At 73.0% G+C, this 21,741-nt stretch carries 15 protein-coding genes; 4 read left to right on the top strand and 11 right to left on the bottom strand.

Going from position 1 to position 21,741, the window contains the following annotated elements; all coding sequences use genetic code 11:
• Positions 1 to 92 precede the first annotated feature (92 nt).
• On the bottom strand, positions 93 to 716 hold the full coding sequence (locus tag ACIRJT_RS32345) for a M48 family metallopeptidase (RefSeq protein WP_403916286.1): 624 nt from the start codon (positions 714 to 716) through the stop codon (positions 93 to 95).
• 279 nt (positions 717 to 995) lie between these two features.
• Here ACIRJT_RS32345 and ACIRJT_RS32340 point away from each other — a divergent pair, with 279 nt between their 5' ends.
• Positions 996 to 2,156, top strand: coding sequence for a ThiF family adenylyltransferase (locus ACIRJT_RS32340; RefSeq protein ID WP_403916283.1), 1,161 nt, complete (start codon positions 996 to 998; stop codon positions 2,154 to 2,156).
• A 65-nt stretch (positions 2,157 to 2,221) separates the two neighbouring features.
• Positions 2,222 to 3,685, top strand: a complete 1,464-nt coding sequence (locus ACIRJT_RS32335) for an ABC1 kinase family protein (protein WP_403916280.1) — start codon at positions 2,222 to 2,224, stop codon at positions 3,683 to 3,685.
• Positions 3,686 to 3,705: 20 nt separating this feature from the next.
• On the opposite strand, the gene ACIRJT_RS32330 is transcribed toward ACIRJT_RS32335, so the two are convergent.
• The 5 genes from ACIRJT_RS32330 to ACIRJT_RS32310 form a co-directional block, all read right to left on the bottom strand.
• On the bottom strand, positions 3,706 to 3,909 hold the full coding sequence (locus ACIRJT_RS32330; protein ID WP_403916278.1) for a hypothetical protein: 204 nt from the start codon (positions 3,907 to 3,909) through the stop codon (positions 3,706 to 3,708).
• Between the two features lie 98 nt (positions 3,910 to 4,007).
• Positions 4,008 to 4,367, bottom strand: coding sequence for a hypothetical protein (locus tag ACIRJT_RS32325; protein ID WP_402101075.1), 360 nt, complete (start codon positions 4,365 to 4,367; stop codon positions 4,008 to 4,010).
• Positions 4,364 to 4,732, bottom strand: a complete 369-nt coding sequence (locus ACIRJT_RS32320) for a WhiB family transcriptional regulator (RefSeq protein ID WP_007460056.1) — start codon at positions 4,730 to 4,732, stop codon at positions 4,364 to 4,366. Before ACIRJT_RS32320 ends, ACIRJT_RS32325 begins: the two co-directional genes overlap by 4 nt.
• A 176-nt stretch (positions 4,733 to 4,908) precedes the next feature.
• Entirely contained in the window at positions 4,909 to 5,238 is a 330-nt protein-coding gene (locus tag ACIRJT_RS32315; protein ID WP_403916273.1) for a hypothetical protein, read from the bottom strand.
• 167 nt (positions 5,239 to 5,405) lie between these two features.
• Entirely contained in the window at positions 5,406 to 7,685 is a 2,280-nt protein-coding gene (locus tag ACIRJT_RS32310; RefSeq protein WP_403916270.1) for an ATP-dependent DNA helicase UvrD2, read from the bottom strand.
• Between the two features lie 212 nt (positions 7,686 to 7,897).
• On the opposite strand from ACIRJT_RS32310, the gene ACIRJT_RS32305 reads away from it, so the two are divergent.
• On the top strand, positions 7,898 to 8,152 hold the full coding sequence (locus tag ACIRJT_RS32305; protein WP_403916268.1) for a glutaredoxin domain-containing protein: 255 nt from the start codon (positions 7,898 to 7,900) through the stop codon (positions 8,150 to 8,152).
• Positions 8,153 to 8,230: 78 nt separating this feature from the next.
• On the opposite strand, the gene nudC is transcribed toward ACIRJT_RS32305, so the two are convergent.
• From nudC to ACIRJT_RS32280, 5 genes are all read right to left on the bottom strand, one after another.
• Complete coding sequence (gene nudC, locus ACIRJT_RS32300) at positions 8,231 to 9,187, bottom strand: NAD(+) diphosphatase (RefSeq protein ID WP_403916265.1); 957 nt, start codon at positions 9,185 to 9,187, stop codon at positions 8,231 to 8,233.
• Between the two features lie 125 nt (positions 9,188 to 9,312).
• Positions 9,313 to 10,707 carry a dipeptidase gene (locus tag ACIRJT_RS32295; RefSeq protein WP_403916262.1) on the bottom strand — a complete coding sequence of 465 codons (1,395 nt, stop codon included), beginning with the start codon at positions 10,705 to 10,707 and terminating at the stop codon, positions 9,313 to 9,315.
• A gap of 10 nt (positions 10,708 to 10,717) precedes the next feature.
• On the bottom strand, positions 10,718 to 14,272 hold the full coding sequence (locus tag ACIRJT_RS32290) for a UvrD-helicase domain-containing protein (RefSeq protein ID WP_403916260.1): 3,555 nt from the start codon (positions 14,270 to 14,272) through the stop codon (positions 10,718 to 10,720).
• A gap of 77 nt (positions 14,273 to 14,349) precedes the next feature.
• Entirely contained in the window at positions 14,350 to 17,820 is a 3,471-nt protein-coding gene (locus ACIRJT_RS32285; protein ID WP_403916258.1) for an ATP-dependent helicase, read from the bottom strand.
• A gap of 236 nt (positions 17,821 to 18,056) precedes the next feature.
• Positions 18,057 to 18,578, bottom strand: a complete 522-nt coding sequence (locus ACIRJT_RS32280) for an MGMT family protein (protein ID WP_403916255.1) — start codon at positions 18,576 to 18,578, stop codon at positions 18,057 to 18,059.
• Positions 18,579 to 18,799: 221 nt separating this feature from the next.
• Here ACIRJT_RS32280 and ACIRJT_RS32275 point away from each other — a divergent pair, with 221 nt between their 5' ends.
• Positions 18,800 to 21,688: a lysylphosphatidylglycerol synthase domain-containing protein gene (locus ACIRJT_RS32275; RefSeq protein WP_403916252.1), complete on the top strand. Its 2,889-nt coding sequence runs from the start codon at positions 18,800 to 18,802 to the stop codon at positions 21,686 to 21,688.
• Positions 21,689 to 21,741: the final 53 nt, after the last annotated feature.

The raw sequence follows: 21,741 nt of genomic DNA, 5'->3' as shown, positions 1-21,741 counted from the left end.
AAATGCGTCGCGTCAGGCTAACCGCAAACGACGACATCCGACCAAGCCGGTACAGACCCGGTACAGAATCGGCGAACGGCGACCGGCCCCGGTCACTCCTCGCGGGCGGCGGGCAGGTGGGGCAGCCGGTCGGCCGCCACGACGCCCTCCAGATACCCACGGGCGCGCTCGGTGCGCGGATACGACTCCAGCAGCCGCCAGAACCCGGGGCCGTGTCCGGGAACGAGCAGATGTGCCAGCTCGTGGAGGAGTACGTAGTCGACCACGTACTCCGGCATGCCCTGCAACCGGTGCGAGAGCCTGATGCTGCCCTCGGCAGGGGTGCACGAGCCCCAGCGGGTGTTCTGGTTGGTCACCCAGCGCACCGAGACGGGTCTGGCGCGACCGTCGAAGTACTGGGCGGACAGCCGCCCGGCGCGCTCGACGAGTTCGGTGTCACCCAGGACGCGCTTGTTCTCCTGGGCGGCGAGCTTGTCCAGCATCACGCCCACCCAGCGCCGCTCCTCCGCCTCCGACATCCGGGCCGGGATGAGCACGATGGTGCGGTCGCCCTCGCGGTACGCGGAGACCGTCCTCCTGCGCCGGGTGCTCCGGCGGACCTCGACCGCGCTCGTCGCCGAAGCGCGGGCCGGACGGGCTGCCGCGCTGCGCTGATGGCTTCCGGCGCTGGGCGCGGGGGTCTCCCCGGCGAAGCCGGACGACGGGTCGGCGGGCACGCTACGACGTTACCCGCTGTCCGTGCGGGAAGTCCCGCCCCGGGAGCGGTTCCGGGGCGATCCGCGCCATGGCACGCCCTCCATTCGAACGATTGAAGGCTTGCATCACCAAAGGCTTGAACATCAGAGGCTTGTACGACTGACGCACCGCACCTGTGGACAACTCCCGGCACGGTTCGGTGCGGGCCCGCATTCTGGCGGAGGTCCTGCGGAAAGGCCCGTGGATCAACCGGTCTGCGAGCACACCTGTGCCCGCGACACCGCTCGGGGGGAGAAATCATGTATCCGATGCTGAAGCCCGCACTGCGTCGCGCCTGGCGCGGACGGAACACCGTGCAATTCGGCGTGACACCCGCACATGCCGTGACGCTCGGGCCGGTGGACCTCGCCACGGGGAGCTTCCTGGAACTGCTCGACGGCACGCGCGGCCTGCCGCTCCTGCACGAGGAGGCCCGCGCGCTGGACCTGTCGGAACGTCATGTGGACACCCTGCTGACACGGTTGGCGGAGGCCGGACTCCTGGACGACCCGAGGCCGGCGGGCCCGGGAGTCGATGTCCTGCGCCGTCGCGCCGAGATGATGGACCGCCAGCGTCCCGATGTGGCCTCCCTGTCGGTCGTCCGCCCCGAGCCGGGTGGCGGCACTCGTCGGATGGCGGCGCGGCGGGCGATGCGGGTCCAGGTGCGGGGAGCGGGCCGGGTCGGGGCGTCCATCGCCTCGGTGCTGTCCGGCGCGGGGGTGGGCCAGGTGGAAGTGCTCGACGGAGGCCGGGCCGAGCCCTGGGATGTGGCGCCCGGGGGACTTCCCCCGGCGTCCGTGGGGGAACGGCGCGACGTGGCGGCCCGTCGCCTCGTCCACCGGTCCGCACCCGGGCCCGCTCCCCGGCGGGCGAGGACGGACGGAGCGGGGGCCGACCGGCCGGGAAGCGCCGGGCAGCCCGGCCTGTCCCTGATCGTCGTCGCCCCCCGGGACGGCCTCGCGGTGTACGCACCCGTCGCGGACACGGCCGGTCCCTGGATCGCGTCGGGCACTCCGCATCTCTATGCGGGAGTGATCGAGGCCACCGGAGTGGTCGGGCCTCTCGTCCTGCCCGGGGGCACGGGCTGCGCCGGGTGTCTGGAGCTGCACCGTGCGGACCGGGACCCGCAGTGGCCCCGGATGCTGGCGCAGTGGCGCTCCGGGCGGCGGGGAGCGGTGCCCGCCTGCGATCTGGGGCTCGCGACGGCGGTCGCCGGTCTCGCCGCGGCACACGCCCTCGCGTTTCTGGACGGGGACCTCCCTGCCTGTACCGGAGCCCGCTGGGAGGCGGCCCTGCCGCTGCTGGACTGGCGTTCCGAGCCGATCGGCCCCCATGCGGACTGCTCCTGCGGGGCGGCCGGGGGTGCTACGGGGGAACGGGCCTCCGGTGGTCTTCCGGCGCAGGACACAATGGCGGGGTGACCGCCGTTCGCCGGAGAGATCCCGGAGGCACGAGCGGCACGGCAGTCTGGGAACTGGAGGGGCACATGTCTGATCTTCCCCGGAAGGCGGTTACGCGTACGGCCAAGCTGGCCGCGCTTCCGCTCGGCTTCGCCGGCCGTGCCACATGGGGTCTGGGCAAGCGGATCGGCGGAAAGTCGGCCGAGCTGGTCGCCCGTGAGGTGCAGCAGCGCACGGCGGACCAGCTGTTCAAGACCCTGGGCGAGCTGAAGGGCGGGGCCATGAAGCTGGGCCAGGCCCTCTCCGTATTCGAGTCGGCTCTGCCCGAGGAGGTCGCCGGCCCCTATCGGGCCGCGCTGACCAAGCTCCAGGAGGCCGCGCCACCGCTGCCCGCGCGCACGGTCCACGAGGTTCTCGCGACACGGATCGGGGAGGACTGGCGGGAGTATTTCCTGGAGTTCGAGGACGCGCCGGCGGCTGCCGCCTCGATCGGGCAGGTGCACCGGGCGGTGTGGCACGACGGCCGCGAGGTCGCCGTGAAGGTGCAGTATCCCGGCGCGGGCGAGGCGTTGCTCTCCGACCTCGCCCAACTCAGCCGCTTCGCCCGGCTGCTCGGCCCGCTGGTCCCCGGGATGGACATCAAGCCGCTGATCAAGGAGCTGCGGAACCGGGTGTCGGAGGAGCTGGACTACGAGCTGGAGGCGCGGGCGCAGCAGGAGCACGCGGCGGAGTTCGAGGACGATCCGGATGTGGTGATCCCTCAGGTGGTGCACCAGTCCGACCAGGTGCTGGTGACGGAGTGGATCGACGGGATCCCGCTGTCCGAGGTCATCGCGGAGGGTACGGCGGAACAGCGGGACCGTGCGGGGCAGCTGCTGGCCCGCTTCCTCTTCTCCGGTCCGGCGCGCACGGGCCTGCTGCACGCCGACCCGCATCCGGGGAACTTCCGGCTGCTGCCACCGGTGGCGGAGCGGGCGGAGCAGGCGGAAGAGGACGGCGGTTCGATCCGGTCGTGGCGGCTGGGGGTGCTGGACTTCGGCACGGTCGACCGGCTGCCGGGCGGGCTGCCGCGGAACATCGGCGACTCCCTGCGGCTGACGCTGGAGGGCGACGCGGCGGGGGTGTACGGCCTGCTGCGCGAAGAAGGCTTCGTGAAGGATTCGATCGATCTGGACCCGGACGCCGTGCTCGGCTACCTGCTCCCGATCATCGAGCCCACGAGGGTGGAGGAGTTCACCTTCAGCCGGGGCTGGATCCGCGAACAGGCGGCCCGGATAGCCGATCCGCGCTCCCCCGCCCATCAGCTCGGCCGGCAGCTGAATCTCCCGCCGTCCTACGTCCTCATACACCGGGTCACGCTCAGCACGATCGGGGTGCTGTGCCAGCTGGGCGCGACGGTCCGGCTGCGCGATGAGCTCGAGGCGTGGCTGCCGGGGTTCCTCGCGGAGGACACCGCGGACACCGAGGACACCGACACCGACACCGAGGTGGAGGGGACGGAGCACTCCGAGGAGGAGGGCGAGCAGGAAGGGGAGCCCGTCCAGGCGTAAGGGAGGCCGAGGGGCGGCGCTCACCACCAGAGTGAGTCGAGGCGGCTCTCGATCGCGCGGATGTGGAGGCGGGCGCAGCCCTCGCAGAAGAAGAGGCGGCGTCCGTCCTCCACGGAACAGAGCCAGGTCGGAGGGGCTGTTCCGCCTTCGGCGGCGGTGCCGCACCGGGCGCACACCACGCCATGTTCGGCGGGTTGTTCGGGGGGATGGGTCTCCTCGTCCACCTTCTGACGATATCCCCGTGACCGGATGGCCGACGGCACAACGCACCGCGGGGCCGTCCGTGTCCGGACGGCCCCGCGGTGAGGTGATATCTGCACGGTCAGTGCATGACCGCCATGGCCAGCGCGCGGCGGGCGCGCAGCGAGGCGCGCTCCGCTCGGCGCTGCATCCGGCGGGCGGAGATCAGGCGGGCCGACCGACGGTCCTCCTGAGCCTCCCGCAAGCGGTCGTGCATATGCGCACGAGCCAGGGCTTCTGGGATGAGTTGCATTTCGCGGGTCCTGTTCTGACGCGAGTCGTTCGCGCCGATGATGGTGACGTCGGGGGTGGCGGAGCCGACGGGCTCCTTCGTGGGGGTGATCATCGGTGCCTGATTCCGGGGGTCATGGGTCTGGGGACGGTCGATCGTTCCGAGGCGGAGCCTGCGTGTGGGGGCGGGGACCCCACAGGTCGCGGTCACGCTGCGACCGGGTTCTTGCGCGGACGGCCACGCGGACGCTTGCGGGCCACGACGACACCCTGGACGAAGAGCTCGCCGCCCCAGACACCCCACGGCTCGCGGCGGTCCTTCGCCCCGGCGAGGCAGGCCTCGACGAGCGGGCAGGTACGGCAGAGGGACTTGGCGTACTCGACGTCGGCGGGCGACTCGGCGAAGAAGACCTCCGGGTCGTAGGAACGGCACGGAACGGGTACGCCGAGGTTCTCGATGGCGTCGTCGAGCGCGGTGAGCGTGGTGAGCGGGGTCAAGGCGGAGTCCTCCGTGGAGCCGGGCGGCGAGATCGGGGTGGAAAGCGGTACTGACGGGGCGTGCGTTTCGATGTGCACGGTGGGTGGTGTCCTCGTCTGGTCGTGCCGGCCTGTTGGCCGGTTGGCGGCTGCTGGTACCAGGTCCTGCTAGTCCCGAGGCTCCTTCGTTCCATCCCGTCCGTTCGGACAAAACAAAAGGGCCGCGGATCCCGAGTGGGGTTCCGCGGCCCTGAAGGCGCCGGCCTGATGCTGGATCAGGCTGGATCACTCCAGGGTTCAGGCCCACGGAAGGCCCACATCATGTGGTGCTGCTGCGTCTGCTTCTCGGCTCCGGCACCGGCTGCTGCAAAGGCATAGGCCTGAGCCTGTGCTGCCTTCGCTACTGCTGCCGCCGGTGCCTCGATCGGTCGCTCATTACGCTCCCGCGTCACGGGGAGGCTCACCAGGGACAGCGGACGGACGGCAGAGATGCCGGACAGACCGGTGGCGCGAAGCGAGGCAACCGAGGAGCGGGTGAGGCCGAGCGAGCAGGCGGAGACGACCGAGAGATCGGTCATTTTCTGGGTTTCGATGATGCTGATCACTTCAATCGCCTCCTCTCGGCGTCTCAGGGGGACCGGCCGGAGCCGGTCCTGCGTATTCGGATAAGTACAGCACGGAATCAGGGCTTCAGAGAAGTCGCTGTTCCCGTGGTTAAGAACCTATGGTGACGACTGGGGCGGGCGCAAACTATTTTCTGGACGAGTTTTCCTCAGGTCCCATCGGCGCTCTCCTCGATCTCGCCATCAACCGTCTCACCTGCGCAGATGGCCAGAACATCGGTGCCGAAGCGGCTCAACTTCCGGTTGCCGACGCCGGCGATGACGACCAGCTCGCCCTCCGTGGACGGCACCGACTCGGCGATCGCCATGAGGGTCTTCTCGGTGAACACGCAGAAGTCGGGCTGGCCCAGCAGGGCCGCCTGGGCGGCACGCCAGTCGTACAGCCGCCCGTACAGCCCCTCGTCCATGTCCGAGGGGCACTCCTCGCAGCGCATCAGCTTCATCTCGCCCGCGTCGGTCAGCGTGCGTCCGCAGACCCGGCACCGCACCGGGCTCCTGGGCCTGCGCTCGGCCGAGGAGGTGCGGCTCGCCGCCGCGGCCCGGCCGGTGCCCCGGTCGATGCCTCCTCCGCCGCCGGCCCCGCTCCGCGCGCCCGGAGCCGCCGAGCCCGGCCGCAGACCGTTCAGGAAGCGGGTGGGCCGCCGGCTCGCCCTGCCGCCCGGCGACCGCGACAGCGCCCAGGAGAGCGAGAGGTCGACGCGGGCGCGGGTGATCCCGACGTACATCAGGCGCCGCTCCTCCTCGACCTGCTCGTCGGTCTTGGCGTAGGCGATCGGCATCATGCCCTCGGTCAGGCCTACCAGGAACACGGCGTCCCACTCCAGGCCCTTCGCCGAGTGCAGCGACGCCAGCGTCACCCCCTGGACCGTCGGCGCGTGCTGGGCGGCAGCCCGCTCGTCCAGCTCACGGACCAGGTCGGTCAGGGTCGCCCCCGGTTTCGCCGTCTCGAAGTCCTCCGCGAGGCGCACCAGCGCGGCCAGCGACTCCCAGCGGTCGCGCACGGCCCCCGATCCGGCGGGCGGCCGGCTGGTCCAGCCCTTGGTGGAGAGCACCGCGCGCACCTGGGACGGCAGCCCCTCCGCCTCGTCGAGGAGGGAGTCGTTGCGCCCGGCGCGGGCCGCGCCGCGCAGGGCGGTGCCCGCCTCACGGACCTCGGCCCGCTCGAAGAACCGCTCGGCGCCGCGCAGCTGGTAGGGCACCCCGGCGTCCGCGAGGGCCTGCTCATAGACCTCGGACTGGGAGTTGACGCGGTAGAGCACGGCGATCTCGCCGGCCGGCACGCCCGCGGCGACGAGATCACGGATGCGCCGGGCGGTGCCCTCGGCCTCGGTGGGCTCGTCGGAATACTCCGTGTACACGGGCTCGGGCCCCTTGTCGCGCTGTGAGACCAGCTCCAGGCGGTGGTCGGCGGCCCTGCCGCGGGCCTGGCTCAGCAGGCCGTTGGCGAGGTGGACGACCTGGGGGGTGGAGCGGTAGTCCCGCACCAGCTTGACCACGGTCGCCCCCGGGTGGCGGGTGCGGAAGTTCAGCAGGTGGTCGGGGGTGGCTCCGGTGAAGGAGTAGATCGTCTGGCTGGCGTCGCCGACGACGCAGAGATCGTCCCGGTCGCCGACCCAGAGGTCGAGCAGCCGCTGCTGGAGCGGGCTCACGTCCTGGTACTCGTCGACGACGAAGTGCTGGTACTGGCCGCGCACGTGCTCGGCGATGTCGCTCCGGTCCTGGAGGATGCCGACGGTGAGCAGCAGCACGTCCTCGAAGTCGATCACCGAGCGGTCGCGCTTGAGCTGCTCGTACATCGAGTAGATCTGGGAGAGCTCCGCCGGGTCGCGGGGGGCGTCGCGTTGGGTCTTGGCGACCGCCGCCGGATAGTCGGCGGGGACGGTCTGGGTGACCTTGGCCCACTCGATCTCGCTGGTGACGTCCCGCAGCTCGTTGCGGTCGAGCCGGAGCTGGCAGCGGCCGGCGGCCTCGGCGACCAGCTGGACCTTCCGCTCCAGCAGCCGGGGCAGCTCGCCACCAACTGCTTTCGGCCAGAAGTACTGGAGCTGTCGGAGGGCGGCGGAATGGAAGGTCCGTGCCTGGACGCCCATCGCGCCGAGCTGTCGCAGGCGGCCGCGCATCTCTCCGGCGGCCCGGTTGGTGAAGGTGACGGCGAGCACGGTGGCCGGCTGGACGATGCCCGCGCGCACCCCGTACGCGATGCGGTGGGTGATCGCGCGGGTCTTGCCCGTACCGGCTCCGGCCAGCACGCACACCGGTCCGTGCAGGGCCAGCGCCACCTCGCGCTGCTCGGGGTCGAGCCCGTCGAGCACGGCGTCCGGGGTCTCGGGAACCTGCGGGAAGAGGGTGGAGTGCGTTGCTGCTGTCACCCCGCCATGCTGCCAGGTCCCAGGGGGCGGATGCGGCGGTTGTCCACAGGGGTGAGGCATTCGTCGTACCGGCTACCGCGGCACGGGGCCGGTACAGGCGGTACAGGGCGGTACGGGGCCGGTACGACGGCCGGTACGGGGGCACGGTGGGAATGGTGGCCGCGTCCCGTGCGTTCCTTATCCATGCGGAACGGCCACGGACACAGTGGCCGGACCGCGAGTGACGCTGCCGGCCGCGCAGCGTACGGACGAGACGAAGGAGCGCCAGCGACATGGCGGGCACTGTGACGATGTACAGCACCACCTGGTGCGGCTACTGCCGTCGGCTGAAGAGCCAGATGGACCGCGAGGGCATCGCGTACAACGAGGTCAACATCGAGCACGACCCGGAGTCGGCCGCGTTCGTCGAGAAGGCGAATGGCGGAAACCAGACGGTCCCGACGCTGCTGATCGTGGCCCCCTCGGGCACCGAGTCGGTCATGACGAACCCGTCCCTCGCCCAGGTGAAGCAGGCGCTCACCGCCTGACCAGGCCGAAGGATCGACCGCCCGTCGCGCGCGGCACTGCCCCCGGCACCGCCGGGGGCAGTCGTGTGTCCGGGATGCTCAGGCGGTCCGCTTCGCGCTGCCGGGCCTCGGGAGCGGCTTGCCGTACCAGAGCTCGATCAGGCGGGCCGCGATCGAGATGCCGAACGGGGGCATGACCTCACCGGACTCGAACGCGGCGGTGAGGTCCTCGCGGGAGAACCAGCGGGCCTCCTCGATCTCCTCGCCGTCGACGGTGATGTCGAAGGACGTCGCCCGCGCCATGAAGCCGAGCATCAGGCTGGAGGGGAACGGCCAGGGCTGGCTGGCGATGTACTCCACCTCGCCGACGGTGATCCCGGCCTCCTCGTACACCTCGCGGGCCACGGACTGCTCGATCGACTCCCCCGGCTCGACGAACCCGGCGAGCGTGGAGAAGCGGCCCTCCGGCCAGTGCACCTGGCGGCCCAGCAGGGCCCGGTCCCGGTCGTCGGTGACCAGCATGATGACCGCCGGGTCGGTGCGCGGGTAGTGCTCGGCGCCGCAGGCCTGGCAGCGGCGGATATGGCCGGCCGCCGCGATGACGGTGCGCTCGCCGCAGCGGGAGCAGAAGCGGTGCAGCCGCTGCCAGTTCTCCAGGGCCACCGCGTGCACCATCAGGCCCGCGTCGCGGGGGCCGAGGAGAAGACCCGCCTCGCGGAGTCCCGCGGGCCGGGCCGACTGGTCCATGCGGCCGGGCAGCGAGTCCTTCTGGAGCGCGAAGTAGCTGACGCCGTTCTCGTCGGTGCCGAGGAAATACCGGTGGGTCTCGGTGACCGGGGCTTCGAAGGCCGGGGTCATGACGATCTCGGTGCCCCCGTCGGGGGTGTCGTCGATCAGCACCTGCCCGCCGGAGACGACGAAGACGCGGGTCGTCGGGTGGCTCCACGCCACGGCCAGCCACGCCTCGTCGAGGCGGTGGTGTGCCGCGCGGTCGATGCCGCTCGGCGCGGTGAGGCCGATCGGGCGGTCTGCGGTGGCGTTGTCGAAGGTGCTCACAGGTGCTTCCTACTCCCCCTGGGTGGATCGGGTGTGCACAGATACGTGGAGGGTGTGCAGAGGATTCAGCGGAGTTCCGGTTCCGGGCGTTCGGGAGTTCCGGCGCTCGGCGGAGTGCTGGGCATTCAGCGCAGCGCCGTGGCCAGCTCGCCCCACAGGTGGGCGGTCGTCTCCACACCCTTGAGCAGAAGGTCCAGCTCGACCTTCTCGTCGGGGGCGTGCCAGCCGTCGGAGGGTACGGAGATGCCGAGGAAGAGGACGGGGGCGCCGAGCACGTCCCTGAGGTCGGCGGCGGGTCCCGAGCCTCCTTCACGGGTGAAGAGGACCTTCTTCCCGAAGGCCCGGCCCATCGCGCGGGCCACCGCCTGGAGGGCGGGGTGGTCCAGCGGGGTCAGGCAGGGGCGGGTGGCGGGCTGGAAGGCGATCCGGTGGCGTACGCCCGCCGGGACACGGGACTCGGCCCAGGCCTGGACGGCCCGCTGCACCCGGTCGGGGTCCTGGCCGTCGACCAGCCGGAAGCTGATCTTCACCAGGGCCGAGGAGGGGATGATCGTCTTGCTGCCGGCGCCCTGGTAGCCGCCGCCGATGCCGTTGACCTCGGCGGTGGGGCGGGCCCAGACGCGCTCCAGCGTGGAGTACCCGGCCTCGCCGGCCGCGGCCCCCGACTTCGCGGTGCGCAGCCAGGTGGCCTCGTCGAAGGGCAGCTCGGCGAAGAGGGCCCGCTCGGTGTCGGTGAGGTCGGTGACCCCGTCGTAGAAGCCGGGAATCGCGACCCGGCCGTCCGCGTCGTGCAGCGCGGCGACGAGGCGGGCGATCTCGGTGGCCGGGTTGGGGACGGCTCCGCCGAACGATCCGGAGTGGATGTCCTGGGCGGGGCCGTACAGCTCGATCTCGCACTCCGCGAGGCCGCGCATGCCGGTGCAGACGGTCGGGGTGTCCTCGTCCCACATGCCGGTGTCCGAGACGATCACCGCGTCGGCGGCGAGCCGGTCGGCCCGCTGCTCGGCCAGCGCGCGGAAGTTCGGGGAGCCCGACTCCTCCTCGCCCTCGATCAGCAGTTTGAGGTGGACGGCGGGGGTGGTGCGGCCGGTCGCGGCGAGGTGGGCGCGGACCCCGAGGGTGTGGAAGAAGACCTGGCCCTTGTCGTCGGCCGCGCCGCGCCCGTACATCCGGCCGTCCCGGATCACCGGCTCGAACGGGTCGGTCGCCCAGCCGTCCTCGCGGGCGGCGGGCTGTACGTCGTGGTGGCCGTAGACCAGGACGGTCGGGGCGTCCGGGTCCTCGCTGGGCCACTCGGCGAAGACCGCCGGGGCTCCGGGGGTCTCCCAGATCTCGGTGACCGGGAAGCCGGTCTCCTCGAGCTTGGCGCTCAGCCACTCCGCGCTGCGCCGTACGTCCCCGTCGTGCTCCGGCTGCGCGGACACGGACGGGATGCGCAGCCACTCCGCGAGGTCGTCGAGGAAGGCTGCGCGGTGGTGTTCGGTGTACGTACGGACGGCGCTGTCCGGGGTCTCGCTCATGCTCTTGAGCCTAGCCGCCCTCGGGGGCCGGCTCGTCCAGCAGGATCCGCTCCAGCTCGGCCCGGCCGGGCAGCCCCCGCGGGTGGACGGTCTCCCCGCTGCGTACGTAGAGGAAGGTGGCGGTGACCTCTTCGAGCGGCAGATCGTGCAGTTCGGCCCAGGCCAGCCGGTAGACGGCGAGCTGGAGGGGATCGGCGGTGCGGTGGCGGGTGGTCTTCCAGTCGACGATCTCGTACCGGTCGCCCGTGCGGTAGACGGCGTCGATCCGGCCCCGGATCACGCGGCCCGCGAGGGTGATCTGGAACGGGCTCTCCACCCGGTACGGCGTGCGCCGGGCGTACGCGGTGCGCTCGAACGCCGCCTTCAGTTCGGCGAGGTCCCGCTCGTCGGCGATCTCCGCGTCGCTCCCGTCTCCCCCGGGCAGTTCGTCGGGGCCGAGCATGGGCAGCGGCAGGTTCTCGTACCGCGACTCCACCCAGGCGTGGAACCGGGTGCCCCGGCGGGCCGCGGGCTGCGGCGGGCGCGGCATGGGCCGGGCCAGCTCCCGGGCGAAGGCGTCGGGGTTCTCGGCCAGGCGCAGCAGCTGGGTGGCGGAGAGCGCGGCGGGCACGAGGACCTCGCGCACGGTGGCGCGGGCGCGGCGCAGCTCCCCGGCCAGGGAGTCCAGGTCCCGGTCCCAGGAGGCGAGGGTGCGGGCCTCCTCGGGGGTGAGCCGTTCCGTGGAACCGGCCTCCTGGGGGTGGCGGGCGGCCGGGATGTGCGAGGGCGGGCGCGGGGACGGTGTGGTGACCTGTCCGGTGTCAGGCGCGGTCTTCGGTGCGGTCTTCGGTGCGGTGTCCTGCACGGTCTCCGGTGCGGAGACCGGCGCCGTGTCCGGCGTGCCCGGGGGGCGTTCGGTGGGAAGCGCGTCCCAGTCCCAGTCCTCGTCGACCGGCTCCTCCTCGACCGGCCCCTCCTCGAACAGCGTCTCGTCGGCCAGTACGCCATCGGGTCCGGGCCCGTACGCCGGGGTCTCCTCGTCCCCGTGGACGGCCAGGCGCTCCAGGTGGGCCAGCACGGTGTCCCTGGCGGCACGGCGGCGGGCGAGGGCGTCGGCGTCGAGCGGGAGCGGCCAGGCCAGGTCGGCGTCCCGTTCCGCGAGGGCCGGGTTCTCCTCGTCCTCGGCGGGCTCGTCCGCCCAGGCCTCGATCTCGCCGTGGCCCGCCGCGCAGTGCTCGTACAGCGCGTCGAGGAAGGCGGACGGGCCCCGCGTCCGCTTCTGGGACGGGCCCCACCAGTGGCCGGAGCCGAGGAGCAGGGAGCGGGGGCGGGTGAAGGTGACATAGCCGAGGCGCAGTTCCTCCGTGTGCTGGTGCTCCTTCATCTCCGCCTTGAACGCCTTGATCCCCTTGGCGTCGAGGCCGTCGTGCGTGTCCAGGGCCGGGAGCGTCTCCGCGTCGCCGCGCAGGGCGTGCGGGAGCACCTGGGCCTGGGCGGTCCACGCCTCCCGGGCCCGGTCGCTCGGGAACTGGCCCGTGACCAGTCCGGGTACGGCGACGACGTCCCACTCCAGGCCCTTGGACTTGTGGGCGGTGAGGACCTTGACGGTGTTCTCGCCGCCGGGCAGCGCGTTGTCGAGGCCCTTCTCGTACTGCGCGGCGGTCCGCAGGAAGCCGAGGAAGGCGAGCAGGGTCGCCTCGCCGTCCAGGGAGGCGAACCGGGCCGCGGTGTCCAGGAAGTTGGCGAGGGTCTCCCGGCGGCGGGCGGCCAGCGCCTGCGGGGACGCGGACAGCTCGACCTCCAGTCCGGTGGTGGCCAGGACCCGGTGCAGGACGTCCATCAGGGGGTCCGCGAGCGAGCGGCGCAGGTCGCGCAGCTCCCGGGCGAGGCGGGCGAAGCGGACGCGGGCCTCGGCGGAGAACGGCAGCCCGTCGTCGACCGCGTCCCCCACGACCAGGAAGGTGTCCAGCGCGTCCGCGAGCGATATCACCTCGGCCGGGTCCGTGCCCTCGACCGCGTCCGCGAGCCGCTGGTCCGCGTCGGCGTCGTCCGCGTGGCCGGCCCGGTGCACGAGAAGGCGTGCGCGGCGGCCCAGGAGGGCGAGGTCCCGGGGGCCGATGCGCCAGCGCGGTCCGGTGAGGAGGCGGACCAGGGAGGCGTTGGCCCCCGGGTCCTGGAGGACCTCGCAGACGGCGACCAGGTCCGCCACCTCGGGCAGGTGCAGCAGCCCGGCGAGGCCGACGACCTCGACCGGGATGTCCCGGGCGACCAGCGCCGCCTGGATCTCGGGGAAGTCCCCGGCGGTCCGGCACAGGACGGCGATCTCGCCCGGCGGGGTGCCGGTGCGCACGAGGTGGGCGAGGGAGTCGGCGAGCCAGTCGATCTCCTCGGTGTGCGTGGCCAGCAGGGCGCAGCGGACCATGCCGTCCCGCTCGGCTCCCGGGGCGGGGCGCAGCGCCTCGACACCCTCGTGCATCGCCCGCAGGGGTTCGGCGAGGCCGTTGGCGAGCTGGAGGAGACGGCCGCCGCTGCGCCGGTTCTCGCTGAGGCTGTAGCGGGTGGCGGGGGCGCCGTCTGCGTGCGGGAAGTGCTCGGGGAAGTCGTCGAGGTTGGCGACGGACGCGCCGCGCCAGCCGTAGATCGCCTGACAGGGGTCGCCCACGGCGGTCACCGCGTGGCCGGTGGGCGTGGGGCCGTCCTCACCGGACTCCGTACCGCTGCCGAACAGTGCCGAGAGCAGCAGTCGCTGGGCCACCGACGTGTCCTGGTATTCGTCGAGGAGGACCACCCGGAACTCCTCGCGCAGGATCTTCCCGACCTCGGGCCGGGTCAGGGCCAGCTCGGCGGAGAGGGCGATCTGGTCGCCGAAGTCCACCAGGTCCCGGCCGCGCTTGGCGGCCCGGTAGCGCTCGGTGAGGCCGAGGAGGGAGCGGCGGGCCTCGGCGGTCTCGGGGATCTTGCGGAGGTCGGCGTTGCTGAGCTTCGTGTGCTCCAGGGCGCTCAGCAGCTCGGTGTCGTGACGGTCCAGCGCGCCGGGGCGTACGAGGTGTTCGGACAGCTCCCCGTCGAGCGCCAGGAGATCGCTGACCAGGGTGGGGAAGGACCGGGTGAGCGCCGGATAGGGGCCGGGGGCCTCGCGCAGCACCTTCGCTGCGAGTTGGTAGCGGGTGGCGTCGGCGAGGAGGCGGGTGGTCGGCTCCAGGCCGATGCGCAGGCCGTGCTCGGTGAGGAGGCGGCCGGCGAAGGCGTGGTAGGTGGAGATGGTGGGCTCGCCCGGGGGATGGTCCGGGTCGATGACGTCGGGGTCGGTGACCCCGGCGGCGATCAGCGCCCCGCGGACGCGCTCGGCCAGCTCGCCCGCCGCCTTGTTGGTGAAGGTGAGGCCGAGGACCTGCTCCGGCGCGACCTGTCCGGTGCCCACCAGCCAGACCACGCGGGCGGCCATCACCGTGGTCTTGCCCGACCCGGCTCCGGCCACGATCACCTGCGGGGCGGGCGGCGCGGTGATGCAGGCCGTCTGCTCCGGGGTGAACGGGATCCCGAGGAGATCCTTGAGCTGCTCGGGATCGGTGATGCGTGGGGACACGTGGGAAACGGTAACCGGAGCCACTGACAATCCTGGCCGGTGCCCACGAAAGGCCGTGCTCCACCACCTGACGGGCTTCAGTCGACCACGTGACGGCCCTCCGGCTGCGCGCTGCACGAGGCGCGGAAGGCGCAGTGGGCGCAGTGGGTGCCGGTGGTCGGTGTGAAGCGTTCGTCCAGGACCTTTCCGGCGGCGGTGGCGAGCAGGCCGGAGACCCACTCCCCCGCCAGCGGCTCCTGGGCCTGGACCCTGGGGTGGGCGTCGCCGCCCTCCTTCCTGGGGGCGGGCTGACGGAGCTGGACCAGCTCGGCTCCGCCCGGCTCGGGGCGGCGACCGTCGAAGACCTCGTCGACCGCGCCCTCGCGGACGGCGAGCTGGTAGACGGCGAGCTGGGGATGGGCGGCGACCTCGTCCTTGGTGGGCGCGCCCTTGCCGGTCTTGAAGTCGACGACGTACGCCCGGCCCTCGGCGTCCTGTTCGACCCGGTCCATCGAGCCCCGGATGCGGACGGCGTACTCGCCCGCCTCCAGGGTCACGTCGAAGTCGTGCTCGCTCGCGGTGGGTGTGCGGCCCCCCCGGTCCAGGACGTGCCAGTGCAGGAAGCGTTCCAGGGCGGCGCGCGCGTGGTCCTTCTCCTGCTCGGACTTCCAGGGGGCGTCGAAGGCGAGGCCGTTCCACACGGAGTCCAGGCGTTCCATGAGGACGTCCAGGTCGGCGGGGGTCCGGCTGGAGGCGACCTCGTCGGCGAGTACGTGGACGACGTTGCCGAACCCCTGGGCGGCGGTGGCCGGGGCGTCGGCCTTCACCTCGCGGCCCAGGAACCACTGGAGGGCGCAGGTGTTGGCGAGCTGGTCCAGCGCGCTGCCGGAGAGGGTGACGGGCTGGTCGCGGTCGCGCAGCGGGACGGCGGAGCGGGTCGGCTCCTCCAGGCCCCACCAGCGGTACGGGTGGGCCGCGGGCACCAGCGGCTGCCCCTCGTCGTCGGTGAGCGCGGCGAGCCGGGCGAGGCGGTGGGCGGCGGCCTCGCGCAGCGCGTCGGACGCGGCCGGGTCGACCGTGGTGGCGCGCAGCTCGGCGACGAGCGCGGCGACGGCGAGGGGGCGGCGCGGGCGGCCGGTGACGTCGCGGGGTTCGACGCCCAGCTCGGTCAGGAAGCGGGAGGGCTGGTCGCCGTCGTCGGCGGGGGCCTTCACGGCGGTGACGACGAGGCGGTCGCGGGCGCGGGTGGCGGCGACGTAGAAGAGCCGGCGCTCCTCGGCGAGGAGGGCCCCGGGTGTGAGGGGTTCGGCGAGTCCGTCGCGGCCGATCCGGTCGGCCTCCAGGAGGGAGCCCCGGCGGCGCAGGTCGGGCCAGACGCCCTCCTGGACCCCGGCGACGACGACGAACCGCCACTCCAGGCCCTTGGAGCGGTGGGCGGTCATCAGGCGTACGGCGTCGGGGCGGGCGGTCCGCCGCGAGAGGGTGTCCGCGGCGATGTCCTGGGCGTCGACCTCTTCCAGGAAGTTGAGGGCCCCGCGCCCGCCGGTGCGCTCCTCGGCGCGGGCGGCCGTCTCGAACAGGGCGCACACCGCGTCGAGATCGCGGTCGGCGTTGCGCCCGCCCGCCCCGCCGCGCAGCGCGGCCCGCTCCAGCCTGCCGGGCCAGGGGGTGCCGTTCCACAGGGTCCACAGGGCCTCCTCGGCGGTGCCGCCGCCTTCGAGGAGTTCGCGGGCCTTGCGCAGGAGTGCGCCGAGGCGCTGCGCTCCGTGGGCGTACGCCGGGTCGTGGGTGACGAGCCGTTCGGGCTCGGCCAGGGCGCGGGCCAGCAGGGCGTCGGAGGGGGCGGGGACCCGGATCCCGGCGGCGCGCTCCTCGTCGCGCAGGGCCCGGCCGAGGCGGCGCAGGTCGGCGGCGTCCATGGAGCCGAGCGGGGAGGCGAGGAGGGTGAGGGCGGTCTCGGTGTCGAGCCAGGGGGCGGCTCCCTGCTCTGCCTCATCCTCCTCGACTCCCTGCTCTGCCTCCTCCTCGGCGCTCTCATCCGGCCGGTTCTCCGGCCGGCTCTCCTGTTCCTCCCCCGGCCGACTCTCCGGCTGATTCTCCGGTTCCGTTTCGGCGGTGCTGTGGTGCAGCGCCGCCGCGGCGACCGTCCGCAGCGCCGTCAGCAGGGGGGCGACGGCCGGTTCGTAACGCAGCGGCAGGTCGTCGCCGTCGACCTCCAGGGGGACTCCGGCGGAGGTGAGGGCGCGGCGGACGGCCGGCAGCGAGCGGCCTCCGGCCCGTACCAGCACGGCCATCTCCTGCCACGGCACCCCGTCCTCCAGATGGGCGCGGCGCAGCAGGTCCGCGATGTTCTCCAGCTCCGTGGACGCGGTCGGGTAGGTGTACGTCTCGACCTGGCCGCCGTCCCGGACGGCGGCGGGCTCGCGGTGGGCGCGGACCGTGTCGGCGGGGAGCCGGGTCAGGGGCATCCGGCGGGTGAGCAGCCGGGTCGCCGCGAGCAGTCCGGCCCCGGAGCGGCGGGAGGTGGTGAGGACGCCCACGGGCGCGGGGCTCCCGTCCGCCCGGCGGAAGGTGTCCGGGAAGTCGAGGATGCCGTTCACGTCGGCGCCCCGGAAGGTGTAGATCGACTGGTCGGGGTCGCCGAAGGCGATCAGCGTCCGCCCGCCGCGCGCGGCCGCCCCGCGCTCCTCGGCGTACCCCGGCGCGCGTCCCCGGTTGCCCGCCAGCGCGCGCAGCAGGCGCACCTGGGCCGGGTCGGTGTCCTGGTACTCGTCGACGTACACCGCGTCGTAGCTCCCGGCCAGCCGCTCCGCCACCTCGGGGCGCTCGGCGAGCAGGACCGCGCGGTGCACCAGCTCGGCGTAGTCCAGCACGCCCTGGGCGTCGAGGATGTCGAGGTACTCGGCGAGGAACTGGGCCGCCGCGCTCCAGTCCGGGCGGCCGGTGCGGCGGGCGAAGGCGGCCAGCGCGTCCGGGCCAAGGCCCAGTTCACGGCTGCGGGCCAGGACGGCGCGCACCTCGTCGGCGAAGCCGCGGGTGGTCAGGCAGGACCGCAGCTCGTCCGGCCAGCGGACGTGGGCCAGGCCCTCCTTCTCCAGGTCGAGCTGGCCCGCCAGCAGCTCGCGGACGGTGACGTCCTGTTCGGGTCCGGACAGGAGGCGCAGCGGGTCGGCGAACAGGTCGGCGTCCTGGTGGGCCCGGACCAGGGCGTAGCAGTACGAGTGGAAGGTGGTGGCCTGCGGGCCCCGGGCCGCCCCGAGGCGGGCGGCCATCCGGTCGCGCAGCTCGACGGCGGCCTTGCGGCTGAAGGTGAGGACGAGGATGCGGGCGGGGTCGGCACCGCGGTTCACCCGCGCGGCGACGGATTCGACGAGGGTGGTGGTCTTCCCGGTGCCGGGCCCGGCGAGGACCAGCAGCGGGCCGCCCGGATGGTCAACCACAGCGCGCTGGCCTGCGTCAAGGAGGGGGGACTCCACGGAACCCGGCGGAGTGCGGACCAGGCGGTACGCACCCGTGGTCCGCGGCCGTGACTCACGGCGCGGACTGTGCCGGGTGGAGGAGGAACTCACGTGGATCGCCGGTCCTGGTGGGTGTACGCGGGTGTACTGGTGATGGGTGACGGGGGACGGGGTCGGTGCGGACGGGAAAGAAGAGGAAGGGGCGGAGCGTGCCGCGCGATGACGACGCTACGCCAGCGGCGGCGCGGGAGGCGGCGGCCGTGCTGCGTCGCTCGTCACGTGCACTGCCGCCGTCACGTGCTCTGCCGCGTCGGGCCGCGTCCGCCGGAAGCCGATGGCGGAAGCTGTCAGGTGTGAGCTTTCTCGCCCGAACCACCCGAACCGCCCGAACCGTCCGGACCGCCCGTGTCCGCGTCACCGCCCGGACCGCGCCCCTCGTCAGGTGCGGCCTCCGCCGGCCCGCCGCCGTCCCAGCGGGCACGCCGCATGTCGATGCGCGGGATGTGCCCCTCCGCGTGCCGCGACGCCTCGCGCAGCGGGGTGCCCTCGGCGCGGTAATGGCCCAGCGCCCGCAGCTCGTGCGCGGGGAGCAGCGTCCCGTCGGAACGGACGACGCGCCACCACGGCACGGCCGATCCGTACAGCGCCATGACCCGGCCGACCTGGCGGGGCCCGCCCTCGCCCAGCCACTCCGCGATGTCGCCGTAGGTCATCACCCGGCCGGGCGGGATCAGGTCGGTCACGTCGAGGACGCGCTCCACGTACTCCGGCAGTGCCGCACCGGTCGGTTCCGGCAGTTCGGCGCCGGTCGGGGTGGCTCCGGTCGGGGCGGCGCCGGCCCCGCCCCCGGCCGTCTGGTCCTGGCTCATCCGACCCATCCTGCCGTACGTCACCGACAGTCCCGCCGAAACGGTGTCCGTCCGGGCACACAGCGTGCACACGGGTGGAAAGGAGCGTATGTTGCGCTTCCCGCGCCCGTGCGATGCACCCTGATGCCCTCCTCCGTCTACGGGCCGTGCCACCATCATGCGGGCGGTGACCGGTGATACCAGAACACGAAGACGAACCAGAGGCGACGAAGGAGCAGGGCGTGCAGCCACCGAAGGCGGCGGACGCCTCCGATGCCGGGGAGCGCCCGCAGGGTGATTCCGAACCCTCCGGAGCAGCCCGATCCTCCACCGGAGCCCCCCTCGCCGACGGTCCCACGACGTCCACCACCGGACATCTGGCCGGCTCGACGCTCGCCTCGGCCGAAGCCGCTCTGACCGACCGCGTCTCCGGCGACGAGCCGCTGCTCCCTGCCCGGGTGCACCGGCCCTCCGACCTGATGCGGCTGCTCATCGGGGTACTCGCGATCGCGGTGCTGTTCTCGATCGCCGCCTTCGCCCAGGGCACCACCACCGGCCTGGAAGACGACATCTCCAAGGGCACCGAGCAGGCGCCCGACCTGCTGATCAAGATCGCCGGTCTGGTGTCCAGCATCGCCGTGCTGCTGGTGCCGGTCGCCTTCGCCATCGAACGCCTCATCAAACGCGACGGACTGCGGATCGCGGACGGCGTGCTCGCCGCCGTGCTCGCCCACGGAGTGACGCTCGCCACCGACCTCTGGGTCTCGCGGTCCGCGCCCGGCACCATCCAGGACGCGCTGACCCAGCCGCAGACGGCCGGCGGGCTGACCGACCCGGTGCACGGCTATCTCGCGCCGGTCATCGCGTACATGACGGCGGTCGGGATGGCACGGCGGCCGCGCTGGCGCGTGGTGCTGTGGGTGGTGCTGCTGCTCGACGCGTTCGCGATGCTCGTCGGTGGGTACACCACCCCGTTCTCGATCATCCTCACCGTGCTGATCGGCTGGACCGTGGCGTACGGGACGCTGTACGCGGTCGGCTCGCCGAACGTCCGCCCCACCGGCCAGCACCTGATGGCCGGTCTGCGGCACGTGGGCTTCCACCCGGTCGCGGCGATGCGCACCGAGGACGCCCCGGACCACGCCGACCAGAACGACCGGGGGCGGCGCTATCTGGTCACCCTGGAGGACGGCCCCCCGCTGGACGTCACCGTCGTCGACCGGGAACAGCAGGCCCAGGGGTTCTTCTACCGGGCCTGGCGACGGCTCACGCTGCGCGGGATCACCCAGCGGCGCTCGATCCAGTCGTTGCGCCAGGCGCTGGAGCAGGAGGCGCTGCTCGCGTACGCGGCCATCGCCGCCGGGGCGAACGCGCCCAAGCTGATCGCCACCTCGGAGCTGGGCCCCGACGCGGTGATGCTCGTCTACGAGCACATCGGCGGCCGGACGCTGGACTCGATGGAGGACGAGGAGATCACCGACGATCTGGTGCGCGGCACCTGGCGTCAGGTGAAGGCCCTCCAGTCACGGCGGATCGCGCACCGCAGGCTGACCGGTGACGCGCTCCTGGTGGACCGTTCCGGGCGGGCGTTCGTGACGGATCTGCGCGGCGGCGAGATCGCCGCCGGTGATCTGGTGCTGCGGATGGACGTGGCCCAGTTGCTGACCACGCTGGGGCTGCGGGTGGGAGCCGAGCGGTCGGTCGCCGGGGCGCTGGCCGTACTCGGCCCGGACGCGGTGGCGGACTGTCTGCCGCTGCTCCAGCCGATCGCGCTGAGCCGCTCCACCCGGGCGACGCTGCGCCGGATCGCCCGCGAGCGTTCGCAGCGCGAGCGGGAGGCGGTGGTGGAGGCCTCGCAGGCGGCCAAGCAGGCGAAGGCGCAGGCCGCCGCGGAATCCGTGGCATCCGCGGAAACCGCCGGGGGGGCTCTCCCGGATCACGGCGCGGACCGGGCGGCCGAACAGAGGACGGCGCCCGGGACCGGACCCGAGGCGGGCCACAAGACCGGCCCCAAGACCGGTCCCAAGACGGACCACAAGGCGGAGCGCAAGTCGCTGCGCACCGAGAAGCAGGCCGAGAAGCGCGCCATCGACGACGCGCTGGAGGAGGCCCGCGAGGAGGATCTGCTCGCCCAGATCCGCCGTCAGGTGCTGCTGATCCGCCCGCAGGCCCCGGTCGAACCGGTCCGCCTGGAGCGCATCAAACCGCGCACCCTGTTCAGCTTCATCGCCGGGGCCATCGCCGCGTACTTCCTGATCTCGCAGGTCACCCAGGCCAACTTCGGGGTGGTCGTGGAGCAGGCGGAGTGGGGCTGGGTGGCGGCCGCCCTCGGCTTCTCGGCGCTGAGCTACGTGGCGGCGGCGATGAGCCTGCTGGGCTTCGTACCGGAGCGGGTGCCGTTCCGCAAGACGGTGCAGGCGCAGGTGGCCGGCTCCTTCGTGAAGATCGTCGCGCCGGCCGCCATCGGGGGCGTGGCACTGAACACCCGCTTCCTCCAGCGGGCCGGGGTGCGCCCCGGGCTCGCGGTGGCGAGCGTCGGGGCCTCGCAGCTCTTCGGGCTCGGCGCCCACATCATGCTGCTGGCGCTGTTCGGTTATCTCACCGGTACGGAGAGGACTCCGGACTCGTTGACCCCGTCCCGGACGGTGATCGCCGGTCTGCTGACGGTCGCGGTACTGGTGCTGGTGGTGACGGCGATCCCGTTCCTGCGGAAGTTCGTGGTGACCCGGGTGCGCTCGCTGTTCGCGGGGGTCGTGCCACGCATGCTGGACGTGGTGCAGCGGCCGCAGAAGCTGCTCACGGGCATCAGCGGCATGCTGCTGCTGACCGGCCTGTTCGTGCTCTGCCTGGACGCCTCCATCCGGGCGTTCAGCGGCCCGGGCGTTCCCCAGCTGAGCTACGCGAGCATCGCGGTGGTCTTCCTGGCGGGGAACGCGATCGGCTCGGCGGCCCCGACGCCGGGCGGGATGGGCGCGGTCGAGGGCGCCCTGACGCTGGGCCTGATCGCGGTCGGCCTGCCGGCGGAGGTCGCGGCGCCCGCGGTGCTGCTGTACCGCGTGATGACGCTGTGGCTGCCGGTGCTGCCGGGGTGGATCTGCTTCAACCAGCTCACCCGCAAGGGCGAGCTGTAGCCGAGCGGGGACCCGGCGGCAGCGGGCGTCCGCCACCCGCATGGACCGTGCCC

This window comes from Streptomyces sp. NPDC102283, from assembly GCF_044766265.1.
In the GTDB taxonomy this organism is placed as follows: Bacteria; Actinomycetota; Actinomycetes; order Streptomycetales; family Streptomycetaceae; genus Streptomyces.
Note: the sequence above shows the minus strand (reverse complement) of the source record. Positions and strands in the feature narration are given on the sequence as shown.